At 40.8% G+C, this 15527-nt stretch carries 10 protein-coding genes and 1 pseudogene; 7 read left to right on the top strand and 4 right to left on the bottom strand.

The window, feature by feature from the left end; genetic code table 11:
* The first annotated feature begins 4 nt into the window (after positions 1–4).
* The 3 genes from ACEW8O_RS05380 to ACEW8O_RS05370 are packed head-to-tail and all read left to right on the top strand — an operon-like array spanning position 5 to position 7656.
* Positions 5–4303 carry a gliding motility-associated C-terminal domain-containing protein gene (locus tag ACEW8O_RS05380; protein ID WP_373493596.1) on the top strand — a complete coding sequence of 1433 codons (4299 nt, stop codon included), beginning with the start codon at positions 5–7 and terminating at the stop codon, positions 4301–4303.
* Positions 4304–4315: 12 nt separating this feature from the next.
* A complete protein-coding gene (locus tag ACEW8O_RS05375) occupies positions 4316–5290 on the top strand; it encodes a type IX secretion system membrane protein PorP/SprF (protein ID WP_373493595.1) in 975 nt (324 codons plus the stop codon).
* Between the two features lie 2 nt (positions 5291–5292).
* Entirely contained in the window at positions 5293–7656 is a 2364-nt protein-coding gene (locus tag ACEW8O_RS05370; RefSeq protein WP_373493594.1) for an OmpA family protein, read from the top strand.
* 177 nt (positions 7657–7833) lie between these two features.
* Here the strand turns inward: ACEW8O_RS05370 and ACEW8O_RS05365 are convergent, their stop codons facing one another.
* Positions 7834–8955, bottom strand: coding sequence for an ATP-binding protein (locus ACEW8O_RS05365; RefSeq protein ID WP_373493593.1), 1122 nt, complete (start codon positions 8953–8955; stop codon positions 7834–7836).
* Between the two features lie 179 nt (positions 8956–9134).
* Here ACEW8O_RS05365 and ACEW8O_RS05360 point away from each other — a divergent pair.
* From ACEW8O_RS05360 to ACEW8O_RS05350, 3 genes and pseudogenes are all read left to right on the top strand, one after another.
* Positions 9135–9434, top strand: a pseudogene (locus ACEW8O_RS05360) (hypothetical protein); the annotation flags it as partial.
* 113 nt (positions 9435–9547) lie between these two features.
* On the top strand, positions 9548–9889 hold the full coding sequence (locus tag ACEW8O_RS05355; RefSeq protein ID WP_373493592.1) for a DUF6787 family protein: 342 nt from the start codon (positions 9548–9550) through the stop codon (positions 9887–9889).
* Positions 9890–10074: 185 nt separating this feature from the next.
* Positions 10075–11865: an ABC transporter ATP-binding protein gene (locus ACEW8O_RS05350; protein WP_373493591.1), complete on the top strand. Its 1791-nt coding sequence runs from the start codon at positions 10075–10077 to the stop codon at positions 11863–11865.
* A 57-nt stretch (positions 11866–11922) separates the two neighbouring features.
* Here the strand turns inward: ACEW8O_RS05350 and ACEW8O_RS05345 are convergent, their stop codons facing one another.
* The 3 genes from ACEW8O_RS05345 to ACEW8O_RS05335 all read right to left on the bottom strand — a co-directional run bounded on the left by ACEW8O_RS05345 (position 11923) and on the right by ACEW8O_RS05335 (position 14823).
* Positions 11923–13065 (bottom strand): cysteine desulfurase family protein, encoded by a 1143-nt coding sequence (locus ACEW8O_RS05345; protein ID WP_373493590.1) that lies wholly within the window; start codon positions 13063–13065, stop codon positions 11923–11925.
* Positions 13066–13142: 77 nt separating this feature from the next.
* The gene (gene glmM / locus ACEW8O_RS05340) at positions 13143–14534 is read right to left on the bottom strand and encodes a phosphoglucosamine mutase (RefSeq protein WP_373493589.1); all 1392 of its coding nucleotides are present in this window, start codon (positions 14532–14534) and stop codon (positions 13143–13145) included.
* Positions 14535–14592: 58 nt separating this feature from the next.
* A complete protein-coding gene (locus ACEW8O_RS05335) occupies positions 14593–14823 on the bottom strand; it encodes a hypothetical protein (protein ID WP_373493588.1) in 231 nt (76 codons plus the stop codon).
* A 71-nt stretch (positions 14824–14894) separates the two neighbouring features.
* On the opposite strand from ACEW8O_RS05335, the gene mazG reads away from it, so the two are divergent.
* Positions 14895–15527 (top strand): nucleoside triphosphate pyrophosphohydrolase (mazG, locus tag ACEW8O_RS05330; protein WP_373493587.1); only part of this gene is annotated, 633 nt, incomplete at its 3' end.

Here is a 15527-nt window from a genome sequence, read left to right as displayed (position 1 = left end):
AAAAATGAAAAAGCTACAGATCAATTTCATCAACAGCGCATTTATTACCCACCTTTTTTTAGTAATAGCCTTATTATTTGCAAGTACGGTTTCTTTTGCGCAAAGTGACAACAGGGTGCCATTTACTCACAGAGTTGGAAATCCTGCACCCCAGAACAATATCTTTAAGATCAGAGGAGATTTCGCAATCATAGGAAATACCAACCTGACCTTACTTGACATTAGTCAGGTGAACAACTCCAATAATGAGATGATATATGTGGATATTGACGGAGATGAGTCCACGCTGAATTCGTCTGCTGCCACATTGGTTTTATCGCAGGAGAATGGTGCAGACCCAAACTGTTCTGAAATCATTTATGCCGGATTATACTGGTCAGGAAGGGCCAAGCCAAGAGTTGGATTACAGTTTGACGTAATCACCAGTTCAGAACCCGGCAACCAATCGGAGACTGTTTCTGATCAGGAACAAATTGTTTATCATTTAGAGGATGTGAATTTTTCCTCATACTCCATGTCAATTTCAAGAGCTGGTTCTGAAAACAATAGGTTTCCTAGGTTCAATTTTGTTTCAAATGCCGGCGGAGATTCTTTTTCTTTTGAATTCAGAAACCTTGAAACAAACCCGGGAAGGTATAGAATTGGAAACGGTAATTGGATAACCCTTACCAATCAGGCAGTAGAAACTTTTGCAGAATATTCAATAGTAACTTTTGATCCTGTAACCATTACTGATGGTGACATCACCTTGACCATTGATAAAATGAGGAAAATCAATGAAACAAATGCTTTTGTTGAATTTTACAGAAGATCAAATAATAATATCAGATTAACTGCAAATGGAGTCCATATTCCGGACATTGTCACTACGGTAAGTTTTGATAAAAGAAAAGTGAAATTGAAAGGTCCTGCTTCTTCTACATATACAGAAGTAATAGCCTCAACCAATAATATTTTATATCCTTTCAATGAATTGGAGGATATGTACGCCGGGTATGCCGATGTAACCCAGTATGTAAAAGAAAATGGAATAGGAGAATATACAGTGGCTGACATTGCACTGACAGAGGGTAATGGTGGTCCTGTCGGGTTTTTTGGTCATTGGGGAATAATTGTTGTTTACGAAAATTCCAAGATGAATTGGAGAGATGTAACTGTCTTTGATGGATATTCATTCAATCTTTCTCCCAATAATATAGATACAGTTACCGGCGAGTTGCTTATTGAAGGATTTAATGCTGTTCAGAATGGAGATGTAAACTTGAAGTTGGGGGTGATGGCCGGTGAAGGAGATAGGGGTGTAAATGGTGATTTTCTTGAAATCAGAAATGCCATAGATACAGAATGGGTAAGGTTAAGTCATCCATTGAATTCTGCCAATAACTTTTTCAATTCCTCCATTTATACACCTGTGAGAAACAGTTTGGGAGAATTGGTAGCAAATCCCCGAAACCCCAATATTTTAAATAATACAGGTATTGACATTGCCATGTGGGATGTATCAAACCCCAATAACTCTATTATCGCAAATGGACAGATATCTACGGCATTTAGGTATGGAACCAACCGGGATGTATATAATATTTATGCTTTTGCTTTTTCAGTGGACTCTCATGTTCCTGAAATACAAGGATTCAATGAAATTGCAACTATAGGAGGAGAAAATCCAGGTGAAAACGCAACGGTTCGCCCGGCTGAAGAAATAGGATATTCATTGGAAATCAAAAATTTGGGCACAGAAGCCATTGTAGATGGTAAGGTAGTCATTCCAATTCCGTTTACTACTACTTTTGTAAGTGCTGATTTTGAGGTGTTTTTCAACCCAAACACAGCAACTGCACCTTATTTTGATCCTGAATTGGGACCTAATGGTTCCATTGTTTGGGAGATTGGAGATATACCATTATTGGAAAATATCAATGATGTTTTTGCCAAGCTTACTTATATACTAAAAGGTACTGAAGACTGTTTCATTTTAACAAATGATGACTGTGAACCTTTTGTTTCAGTAAACGGTAGTCTGTCAGGTAAGGGTCAAATTTCAGAAACCGAATTCAGTGGAATTCAATTGACGCAAGGGTTTTTGGATGGAGATTGTGAAGGCGAACCTATTCAGGAGGCATTAATTTTGAATTTCTCTGGAGTAGCAGAGTTTGTTCAGGCCAATTGCGGCGACTTCGATCTCTTTTTGGATTTCGCATTTTGCAATATAGATGTGGAAAATGGTGTGGCCGTTTCTGAAATCAGGGATTCATTTCCATCAGGCATCAGATTTTTTGATGGGCCCGATGCTACCAAGGACAGGGAATTTGATGATAATAATCCTTTTCCCGCTGTTTCAGGTACATACTATGCCATTCCTGCAAATTCCAGTGATTGCATTTACGTATTCAACATTGAGGTTTCTATCATAACCACTAGTCCAATCCAAGTTGGGGCTGACCTGTTTGAATTTTGTCTTGGTGCTGATATTCCAAACCTGAATACCCTGATTTTGCCAAGCAATCTAGGTGAAGAGGGAGAATACACAGTATTTTTCTTTACAGAAGAAGATGGAGAAAATGCGCTATCAGGATTTGAAATTGATGCTAATTCCTCCGGAACTTATACTATTTGGGTGGCCGAAGGATTGACATCTGATTGTACAGGTCCATTGGTTCCGGTTACCATAACAGTTAACAATTGCAGTTTCGAATTTGAAAAATCAGGTACACTTGTAGATGAAGATGGAAACGGAATAACCAATGCCGGTGATAAGATTGTTTACACCTTTACAATCACCAATACCGGTGATGTGACTTTGACAAATATTACCATAGATGATCCTTTGGTTGAGATCATCGGAGGTCCATTGGAAACCTTGGCCCCCGGAGAAAGTGATAATACCACTTTCTCAGCAGAATATGTACTTACTCAGGAAGACATAGATGCCGGATCATTTACAAATATTGCTACTGTCAAAGGAGATTTTAATGATAAAGAAGTTGAAGAAACTGATGAGGATATTCAGGTATTTGCCCAAGTCAGCGGTATCAGCATCATCAAAGAAGCGGTAGAAGACACCTATGCAATTGTCGGTGATGTGCTGAATTACACCATCACTGTCACCAATACCGGAAACATTACGCTGACGAATGTAACAATCACAGATCCCTTGACCGGTCTTGAAGAAACCATACCAAGTCTAGTTCCCGGACAGACTGTAATTTTTGAGACATCTTACGAGATTCAGCTTGATGACCTGACTACAGGAAGCGTCGTTAACGCAGTTTTTGTGACCGCCGAAGATCCGCAAGGAAACGAAGTCACCGCTGGGGATGAAGCCACTGTAGGAGCTACAGCAAATCAGATTATCGCCAATGATGATGAATTTGGAGAGTTCCCGGCTGATTATGGTGGAGTTTTGGGCATGATATTAGAAAATGACCTGCTCAATGGATCAAGGGTCAATTTCGAAGAAGTGAACTTTGAATTCGTTGAGTTGGATGGAATCATTGGTCTTCTTACCAATGAACAGGGTGAATTAAGTATTCTTCCGGGAGTTAACGAAGTGAGAGAATACAGGTTAAAGTATATTCTAAGAGAAAGTCTGAACCCGACTAATTCCGATGAAGCATTTGTCACCTTTAGATTGGTGGAATCTGATGTGAATCTTAGTGTTACCAAAACCTCCAATAACGCAGAGATTTTTGAAGGGGATGAATTTGAGTATGAGATTACAGTGACGAACCTCGGAAGTAGTGATGCCACAGAAGTGGAAATCATCGATGACCTTCCAAACAGTGTGACTTATGTCAGCTCAAGATTTACTACTAGCGCAGTAGGAATCAATGTAGATACTGAAGTCAGTGGGTCACGTGTAAGTTTCTTGATCCCGGTACTTCCTGCAGGTACCAATATTGTGATCCACATCAGGGTCAAAGCCAGTGCGATCAATGCAGAGAATCCTTTGAATATCACCAATAGGGTCACAGTTGCCTCAGCAGAGGAAGACACTAACCCATTGGATAATGTAGCAGAGGATCAAAATCAGATCAACCCATTCTTTATACCTAATGTCATCACACCAAACGGTGACGGAAAGAATGACAGATTTGTGATCAAAGGCCTACAAAAATTCAGTCGAACAGAGATAGTGATCTTCAACAGATACGGTGACCATGTGTATGAAAATCAAAACTATGAGAATGATTGGAGTGCGCAGGGTCAGGTAGCAGGTACTTATTTCTATGTACTGAAAGGTACAGATAGTGAAGGAAGGGTTCATGAATTTAAAGGGTGGATACAGGTAATCAAAAAGTAAATCTCGCAGTTTATGAAAAGGAATTTAAATTTAATTGGAGTTTGCCTGATGGTCGCCTTTTTGGTCTCCGGGCAGGCAATGGGGCAGCAACTGCCACAGTTCAGCCAATACATATTCAATGGCTTGCATATCAATCCGGGATATGCAGGTTATAAAAACCAGGGCTATATCCAAAGTACCTACAGAAATCAATGGATGGATTTTCCAGGTGCACCCCGGACATTCACTGTAACTGCAGACCTCAGCGCCAATGAAGGTATGATGGGCTTCGGAGCATCAGTTCTGAGTGACCAAATGGGTCCAACCAGGACAACAACCGGTTTGCTTACCTATTCCTACAGGATTCAAACCGGGAAGGAGTCATTTCTTGGACTTGGTGTCAGTGCCGGCGCTTCAGAGTATCAGATCAATGGAGATCTTTTGGACCCTTTGGATTCGGACGATTTGGAGATTCCCGGAGGGATCAACAACATGTTCAGTCCAAATATGAACGTGGGCTTATTTTTTCACAACAACAGGTTTTATGCGGGATTAAGCAGCTACAATATGATAGGAAGAAGGGCCTTGGAACGTGAAGATATTGCGCTTTCATTCCATGACCTACATTTCTTTCTAACCGCAGGAATGTTGGTTCCAATCACTGACAACATTCAATTCAAACCTTCTTTTCTCATGAAAGAGGTAAAAGGCGCTCCGACTAACCTGGATTTAAATGGAATGGTGTTGTTTATGGAAAGGCTTTGGTTAGGGGCCTCTTATAGGTCAAATCTGCATGTGTGGAATGACAACCTTGAAAGCAACCTGAGCAGAAGAAATGCGGTTGCCTTTATTTTTGAAGTATTTGCCACCGAAAATTTAAGGATAGGATATGCTTATGACGCAAATATGAATGTCCTCCAAAATAACCGAAATAATTCCCATGAATTTTCTGTCGGTTACTATCTATCTCCCCGAAAAGTTACAATGAAAAACCCCAGATGGTTCTGATCATGAAAAAACTATTTTGTCTATTATTCTTAGTCGTTTTAATGGGACTAAGCCCTCATTTTGTAGCAGCCCAAAACCGACAGTTACGCTACGCTGACAAGCAATTGGAACTGGAAAATTATCAGCATGCAGCTGAAACTTACGAAAAGGCTTATCAAAGTAGGGCCAGATATACCACTGCAAAAAAAGCAGCAGAGACTTATCAATTGATTCAAAATTACGAGAAGTCATTCCAGTGGTGGGAAACAGTAGTAAGCAGCGAGGAAGCGGAAAGATCGGATTATTACAATTACCTGGTTGCGGCAATTAAAGTTGGTAAAGGTGATCAGATCGGTGAAATATTGAATGCTACTTCTTTTGAAGAGTATGATTTTCCTGAAATTGATTTTCAAATGGTAAGGCAGATGTCTGACATAAAGCCAAAAGTCAAATTGGTTCCTGTAGATGGGATCAACAGCGATGGGTCGGACTTTGGAATCCAAACAGACAATGAGGGTATCAAATATTTTTCAAGTGACAGAGGTCCTGTAACACCAACAGAAAAAAAAGCCATCAGATTAGATGCAAAAAGTAAGTTATACAGCACAGAAAAAAGCAGTTTCAACAATAGGGAGTTTTTCAGCATCTATAAATCGGATCAGGACGGAAATATTTCCAAAGTTATTTCAGACTTACCGGATGCACTTCACGTCAGCGGTCCAAGCCTGATGGAAAGTAAAGGCATTATTTTTTACACCGTATTCAGGGACATCGATAGGATCAAAGGAAACCGTGAGTACGAAATCAATTCTGAAATCTATTTCAGTAAAGTGTCTGAAACGGGAAACCTATTGGATAGCAAAGCATTTCCCTTGAATGATTTTGTGAATTATGGTGTTCAAAATCCTTTTGTAGATGAAGGATCAAAAAGGATATATTTCGCTTCTGACATGCCTGGAGGATTTGGCGGATTTGACCTGTATTATGTTACCTATGATGAAGATTTGAATTTTGGGGAGCCGGTCAATTTAGGCAGTGTAGTGAATACCTCCCAAAATGAAAGCCATCCTACAGTTCATGAAAACACCCTTTATTTTTCTTCAAGAGGACATGCCGGAATTGGCGGAATGGATATTTTCAGTGCAAATATTTCGGAAAATGAATTCCAGAATGTCCGGAATTTGGGTGTTCCTTACAATTCACCAAGAGATGATTTTGGATATTATGTAAGTACTGAGGGAAAAAGATATTTGAGCTCTGATAGAATTGGAGGACTTGGCTTGGATGACATTTATCTTGTTGAGGATCTTTTCAAAATGCTGATCGCTAGGGTTATCGATTGTGATGGTAATATCATCAGTGAGGCATTCGAGTCTTCATTGAGTATTGTTGATGACATGGCCATGATACCCACGATGAGGAATGAGAAAGGAGAACTGACTGCTGAATTGGAACCTGAAAGGAAATTCCAGTTGAACATCAGCAAAAAGGGGTATTTCAGTATTTCAGATAGTACATTGAGTACAGTGGGATTTGAAGGAGATGTGCTGGAAAGGGAATACAGGTTAGCCAAGATACCTTACAACCTCCCAGTGGTAGTCGACATTGTTTATTATGACTTGGATAAATCGAAAATTAGAAATGACTCCGAGCCTGTTTTGGACAAGATGGCGGAATTGATGAATAAGTATGACTTTCTGGACCTAGCAGTTGCTTCCCATACAGATTCAAGGGCATCGGATGCCTACAATAAGGCCTTAAGTCAAAGAAGGGCTGATGCTGTGAAAGAGTATCTTTCCAAATTCGGAATACCCGGGAATAGGGTGAGGGTTGATTGGTTCGGTGAGGAAAAACTTATCAATGACTGTGGAGATGGCGTTCCATGTCCTGAGACCAAACATCAATTGAACAGAAGAAGTGAACTTGTCCTGGAGGCTTTCACGGACAAGGATAGGGAATATGATTTTCCAAAAGAACTCATCGGAAAGGATGTATGTGATGAATCAGAGCTTTTTGAAGCCTTACAAAGAGAATTCAATTCTGTACCAACTGTCTATTTCGATTTTGATAAATCAACGATCAGGTCTGTTCATCAAAAAGACCTGGAAAGGGTTGGAATCATGCTCAACAAAATGAAAAACCTTCAATTATACCTGGCAGGTCATACTGACCAAAGAGGCAATGAAGAATATAATATGAAACTGGCTGAAAGAAGGGCCAAGGCAGTGATGGAATACCTGGTCAACAGGGGTGTGGATGCTGCCAGAATGCAGTACGAATGGTTCGGGAAATCCCAGCCGATCAATGATTGTGGATCTGTTCCCTGCACTGAAGCGATGCATCAGGAAAACAGGAGAACTGAACTTCACCTAAAAGGAGGAAAATAGCCACCAAGAATATATTTTTTAAACTTGCGAGATAGATAAGTAAAAATGGCCTCCTTCTGGGAGGTCCTTTTTTTTAAAGCCTTTTGGTCCATTTAAGGGAAGCTTTTTTCTTTTATCAATCTGATGCCGGCATATTTCATCAAGCCTCCAAATTGAACTTTGGAGGACCATTCTTTTTTACAACCTCGCCATCCATCTGGCAAGCAAAACCTCATGCACCAGATACGCCTCATCATCCACTACTACCAATTCTGATTTTTGCAGTGATTTGAGGGCGGTGTTTACCGTGCTTGCTGCACCTAACCTATGTTTTTGGATAAAGTCTTTGCTTAAGGGATTGTATAATGGCTCTTCTTTAGCGATGGCCTTAAATACATTCCATTGGGTTCGGGTCAGCATCTTGGAGAAATTTGCGAAAATTCCTTGCTGTTGTTCCAATATGTCCTGATAGATTTTTTGGATGTGTTCATCCTTGATTTGGGTATATTGTGAATAAAGGTAATTGCACACCAACTGTATGGTATAGGTCTGCCCCCTGGCCCAGGTATAAATCATTTCGATTTGTTCACTCGTTATACTTTTCCCTTTTGCCTTGAAGTGCCCTTTTATAAATGGAATATACTTTTCCAATGGTATGGGCAAGAGTGACATCAATTGCGCACTTTGATAAAATGGTCGGCTCTTATCAGCAAACATTTCTACCATCATGGTCCGATGACTACCGCTGAAAATGAACCGTATGTCAGGAAACTGCTGAGTCCATGCTCGGAATATGGCCTCGGCATTATCCTGCTCGTAATGGGCTACTTGTTGGAATTCATCAATGGTGATAACGATCTTTTTTTTTCTTTCCCTGAGAAAATCTCCCAATGCATTTAGAGAATGTTCTTCAGTTCCAGGCTGTCTCAACCCCAAGCTCAACTCAGGGGCACCACTGTAAGGGTCAAAACTGATAGTCGCCCCCATCATGGACAACAGTTTCTGCATGGCAGCCGAAAAACCTGTTTTGGTTTTTCCATATTTATCATAGATCCCTGATGTGATGGTCTTCACGGCATCTTCAATGGTATGTGTCGCCAAAAAGTCCACATACAATGCTTCATACTTCCCTGTGTCCTCCAATTCTTCAAAAAACCGCTGGATTAATGCAGACTTCCCAAGCCTCCTCCAAGCATATAACACGACATTTCGGTCATTATCTATGTGGCTTTGGAGCTTATCCAGATCATCTTCCCTGTCACAGAAATATTTTTTTCCATGATAGGTGTTGAGTACAAATGGGTTTCCGGGTGGTTTCATTGACATCTAATTTAACCTGATCAAATATAACTATTTCGCAAATTACGTTACGTATTTTACGTAACGTAAATTACGTAACGCAATGTACGCAACAAATTTAGAATTACAAATTCGGAAAGTATAATCTCTTTTAGTTTTTAAACCTCTTTTTCCTCAAATTCGGGCATGAAAAAATCTCAGAAGCCAACCGCTATATCATGGAAGTTTTGGAACCTCAATCGGAGGACAGTTTCTTCAACTGGAATTTCTTTGATACCATCCTACAGGCCAAAGAAGGTTACTCTGCCTATGTATTTGAAGACTTGGCTTCGGAATACCTCAAACAAATCCCGGAGGTGAAAAAAGAATTGGAAGAAGACAAGTCCAAAGACGAGGAACTGGCAAAAAGTGCACCCGCCCAATTGAGATGGGTTTACGAACATTCTCCATGGAAGGAAAAGGAACATAACAGGTACCCGGTGTATAGGGTGGAAAAATGATGGTCTTAATTCATTAAGGGTTACTATTCAATAAAATTAGATCATAGGCTTAGAAGATATTTATGGATATTTGATATTTGTTGATATTTGTGACCCTACATATTTTAATTCTCATGGCCAATTCAACCAATCAATCCTTCCTCCAAAAACTTCAATCCAAATGGAACCTGAAAAGTCTCCGGCAGGTGGTATTGGTATTGATCGTTTTTGCATTGACAGGATTTACCATTCTATTTATCAAAAAACCGATTTTTGACTTATTGGGAATTAGTATGGAAAGGGGAGGGTTTTGGAAAACCGTACTTTACCTACTACTTGTCCTTCCTCTTTACCAGATTATACTTTTGATGTGGGGCTTTGTCTTCGGACAATTTACTTTTTTTTGGGAGAAGGAAAAACAATTTCTGAGAAGGATTACAGGTCGAAAAAAGCAGATAGAAAAAAAAGAAAACTGAATGAGTTACATGAACAGATGTTCCAAATTTATGTACACGGCTTTTCTTACATCTTTTCAATCCCAAAACATTTCCTGGAGTCCTCTGTTTTTCCCTTACAGATCGGACAAAAAAAGATGCTTTGTCTTCTACCTCCCATCTTATTGTTTAGATTTGCAGGTTAAATAATTCAATAGAAATTTTCCATGGCAAAGAAGAGAGGTACTGCTCTTGAAGAACACGAAAAGCGAAAGCTGAACAAACAGAATCTGAGTAAACTTGGTGGCATTTTCAGATTTGTTCTGCCTTATAAGGTCAACTTTTTGTTGGGGATGGCATTTCTCCTTTTTTCAAGCCTGACCTTACTGACATTTCCCTTTGTTGCGGGAAAACTGATTGATACCGCTTCAGGAGAGACTTGGTTGGTAAATGACATCAATGGTATTGCATTTATCCTTTTGGGGATTTTGTTGATCCAAAGCATATTTTCTTTTTTCAGGGTGTGGTTGTTCGCAAAGGTTTCTGAGCGCAGTATGCGGGATATCAGGATCGCATTGTACAGTCAACTGGTACAATTGCCCATGACATTTTTTGACAAAAGAAGGACCGGTGAATTGATTTCAAGAATCACAGCCGACGTCAGCATGCTTCAGGATACGTTCTCTGTGACCTTGGCAGAATTGTTCAGACAGATCATCACCTTACTTGCAGGGGTAGTCTTTTTGATGGTGACGACACCAAAGTTGACTTTATTTATGTTGGCCACCTTTCCTGTATTGGTCATCATCGCCATGGTGTTTGGGAAATTTATCAGAAAACTTTCCAAACAGGCTCAAGATGAATTGGCTGCAGCCAATGTCATTGTGGAAGAAACTTTGCAATCCATCATGACGGTAAAATCTTTTGCAGGGGAGGAATACGAATCCAACCGGTACAGAAAAGGCCTAAACCGGGTGGTGGATGTGGCTTTGAAGGCGGCTGGTTTCAGAGGAGCATTTATTTCGTTTATCATTTTTGCCCTGTTCGGTGGGATTGTGGCAGTGATGTGGTACGGGGCAACACTTGTCGCATCGGGTGAGATGACTGTTGGAGACCTGGTTTCCTTTGTCCTGTACACCACTTTTATTGGGGGTTCCATTGCGGGGTTGGGAGATATTTATGGACAGATCCAAAAGGCAATTGGTTCTTCTGAAAGGGTTTTGGAGATTTTGGATGAGGTACCGGAAATATCAACCGCTGACTTCCAAAAAGTCCGTATGTCAGGGGATATTCAATTTGAGCAGGTCGGCTTTAATTATCCAACCAGGCCTGAATTGGAGGTGCTTAAAAACATCAATTTACATATCCCCGCTGGAGAAAAAGTGGCACTTGCCGGACAGAGTGGTGCCGGTAAATCTACCATCATTCAGTTGCTGCTCAAGTTTTATCCTGTAGAAAAAGGTACTATTCTGGTGGATGGAAAAAAGATCTCCGATTGGAATCTGAAACAGTTGCGGTCGAATATCGGCATTGTTCCGCAGGAGGTTTTGCTTTTTGGTGGCAGTATCAAGGAAAATATCGCCTATGCCAAGCCTGATGCCACAGAAGAAGAAATTATCGAAGCAGCCAAAAAAGCCAATGCATGGCAATTTATCAGCAGATTTCCGGAAGGTTTGGAAACCACTGTGGGTGAACGGGGCATCAAACTATCCGGCGGACAAAGGCAAAGGGTGGCGATTGCGAGAGCCATTTTGAAAGACCCTGCCATTTTGATTTTGGATGAGGCAACCTCTTCCCTGGATGCCGAATCAGAGGCTTTAGTACAGGAGGCATTGGATGAACTGATGAAAAACAGGACCACCATCATCATCGCCCACAGACTGGCCACCATCCGTAAAGTCGACAGAATATATGTACTCAAAGACGGTGAAATAGTAGAAGAAGGCACTCATGAAACTTTGGCTTTGCAGGAAGATGGCTTTTATGCCAATCTTGTAAGATTACAGTTTGCGGAGTGAAAAAGTTAACCCTCCAAGGGTTTTGAAACCCTTGAAGGGTTAGACGAATAGCATGGCCTAGACCGCAACCCCATACAATTCCTTCAACTTCTCAACAGTAAAATCAATCTCTTCCTTAGTATTGAACCTGCTAAAAGAAAACCTCACGGATTCCCGCTCATAGTCATGGTTCAATGCCCTTAGGACATGAGAACCTACCGTCGCTCCACTGCTGCAAGCGGAACCACCTGATGCCGATATACCATGCAAGTCCAGATTGAACAACAACATACCTCTGTTTTCTTCCGAAGGAGGCAAACTTACATTTAGTACAGTGTAAAGACTCTTATCTAAATGTTCCGAAAGTCCATTGAATTCGACTCCGGGGATATCGCTTTTCAATAATTCGATAAAATACTTTTTCAAGTCTTCGATGTGGGATTGATGTCCTGACATATCCTCATAGGCCAATTCCAAGGCTTTGGATATTCCGACTATTCCAATGACATTTTCTGTACCTCCACGCATATTGCGTTCTTGTGCACCGCCATAGATAAAGGGATGGATTTTCCTGTCTTTTTTGACATACAAAAATCCTGAACCTTTTGGGCCATGAAACTTATGCCCACCGGCCACTATGGAATCTACAGGGAGATTTTTCAGATCATGGACATAATGGCCCATGGCCTGAACCGTATCTGAATGAAAAAACCCTTCGTATTCTTTAACCAAATTTCCTATGGCACTCAGGTCATTGATATTTCCTATTTCATTGTTGGCATGCATCAGGGAGACCAAAGACTTGGGATTGGATTTCAATATCTCCTGAAGATGGTCCAGATTGATTTCTCCTTTATCATTCACCTCGACCAAGCTGAGTTTCACTTTCCCTTTTTTGGCACATTCTTCCAAAGTATGCAAAACCGCATGATGTTCTATTGGTGAAGTAATGGCATGCATAATCCCATGTGTCTCAATGCCACAAACAATAGCAGTATTATCCGCTTCTGTACCTCCTGATGTAAAAAATATCTCTGCCGGTGAAGCATTCAGTAATTCCGCTACTCTTTTCCTTGCCTTTTCAATGGCGGACCTTACCTGTCTTCCATGACTGTGAACAGAGGAAGGATTTCCATAATGCTCTTTCATATAAGGAATCATGGCTTCCACTACCCTGTCGTCTATGGCTGTGGTGGCGGCATTGTCTAAATACACTCTCATTTTAAGTTTAATTTGGGCTGGGCATACTATTTAAACCTACCAGGTTTTCAAAACCTGGTAGGTTTTTATCCAATTAATCAATTTGAACCTTTGACCACTTCCCGGATATCCAAGATGATTTTGTTGGCCAAGTGGTCAGCAGTTGCTTGGGATTCTGATTCTGAATATATCCTGATAATGGGCTCCGTATTTGATTTTCTCAAATGCACCCATTCTTTGTCGAATTCTATTTTTACCCCATCGATGTCATTGATAGGCTGTTTGCTGTATTTTTTCTTGATGGCGTCCAAGACCTTGTCCACATCGATTTCAAGTGTGAGTTCAATTTTGTTTTTGGAAATATGGTAATTGGGATAGCTTGCCCTCAACCTGGAAATGGTCTTGCCAAATTTGGCCAAATGAGTCAAAAACAATCCGATACCAACCAAAGCGTCCCTTCCATAGTGTGACTCAGGATAAATTACTCCTCCGTTTCCTTCCCCTCCTATAATGGCATTGGTCTCTTTCATTTTGTTGACCACATTTACCTCTCCGACTGCAGCAGCTTGGTATTTTCCGCCTCTTTTCTCGGTCACATCTCGCAATGCCCTGGTTGAACTCAGGTTTGACACCGTATTGCCAGGAGTCTTTGAAAGGACATAATCTGCAACTGCAACCAAAGTATATTCCTCACCAAAAGGACTGCCATCTTCATTCATAAAGCAAAGTCTGTCAACATCCGGATCGACCACAATTCCCAAATCAAACTTTCCTTTCTTCAATTTCTCAGAAATATCCCTTAGGTTTTCAGGAAGTGGTTCAGGGTTGTGAGGGAAATTACCATCAGGCGTACAATACATCTCCTCTATATCCTCCACACCAAGTGCTCTCAATAATTTTGGCAGTGCTATTCCCCCTGTGGAATTTACACAATCAATGACCACTTTAAATTTTTTTGCTGCAATAGCCTCTTTATCGACTAATTTCAAACCCAAAACATGGGCAACATGTCGGTCAATGTAATCATCAATCTGGGTGTATTTACCAAGTTTTCTTACCTCAGCAAATGAAAAATCTTCATTTTCGGCACTTTCAAGAATAGCCTTGCCTTCTAAGTCAGAAATAAATTCCCCTTTATCATTTAAGAGCTTCAGGGCATTCCATTGTATCGGATTATGGCTTGCTGTCAGAATTATCCCTCCACCTGCTTTTTCCAACGGCACGGCCAATTCCACCGTTGGGGTTGTACTCAGACCTAGGTCGATGACATCAATACCAAGCCCTTGCAGGGTTGCAGAGACAAGCTTTGACACCATTTCTCCTGAGATCCTGGCATCCCTGCCGATGACCACCTTTGGATTTTTAGTATGATTGATCACCCAAGATCCATAGGCTGAGGTGAATTTGACAACGTCCAATGGAGTAAGTCCTTCACCCGGCTTGCCGCCAATAGTGCCACGAATGCCTGAAATAGATTTAATTAATGCCACAAGAAAACGGTTAAGTTAAAATAGAAAAATCCTGACACCGTCAGGAGTAAAAAACTGGTTATTTGAATTTGGCCATGACCTTGTCCACTTCATTATCGGGGTTTCCACATGAACTGTCAGGACCCACTGTTTTACCACAATAGCCACAGGATCCGCCGTCTTTGTTAAGGTAGGGATTCTGTGAAGCACAGGTGCCTTTGAATTCACCGTTTTTAAGGAATATCAGCCTTACGGACATCAAAATGAAGAATAATGCCAGAAAGCCTAAAGTCAAGTACAAGGTTGCCATATCAATTTAATTTGCGCAAATTTACGTAATACTTTGAAAACGTCCACACCTTACGATTAGTTTCCCCTTATATGTCTGAATTAACCTCCAGAAAATCCCAACTTGAAGCATTTGATAGACTTTTGACCATAATGGATGAACTACGGGAGCAGTGCCCTTGGGACCGAAAACAAACTCTGGAAAGCCTCAGGCACCTCACTATCGAAGAAACCTTTGAACTTTCGGATGCGATTATAGAAAATGACCTTGATGAGATAAAAAAAGAATTGGGGGATATTCTGTTGCACATTGTTTTTTATGCCAGAATAGGATCTGAAAAAAATTCCTTTGATATAGGGACAGTAATTGATAGCCTCTGTGAGAAACTGATCCGCAGACATCCACATATTTATGGGGATACCAAAGCCGAAGATGAGGAAACAGTCAAACAGAATTGGGAGAAAATCAAATTGCAGGAAAAAGGGAATGTGTCCGTTCTTAGTGGAGTTCCAAAATCCCTCCCTGCCCTGATCAAAGCCATGCGGATACAGGAAAAAGCCCGTGGAGTAGGGTTTGACTGGGAAGAAAAACATCAGGTCTGGGAAAAGGTGGAAGAAGAAATGCAGGAATTCAAAGAAGCCTTTAATGCTGTCGAAGATGCTGAAATCAACAAGGAACAGGCCTCCGGTGAATTTGGTGATTTGCTTTTTTCTCTGATCAATTAC

It is taken from the genome of Aquiflexum sp. (assembly GCF_041749095.1).
Lineage (GTDB): Bacteria > Bacteroidota > Bacteroidia > Cytophagales > Cyclobacteriaceae > Aquiflexum.
Note: the sequence above shows the minus strand (reverse complement) of the source record. Positions and strands in the feature narration are given on the sequence as shown.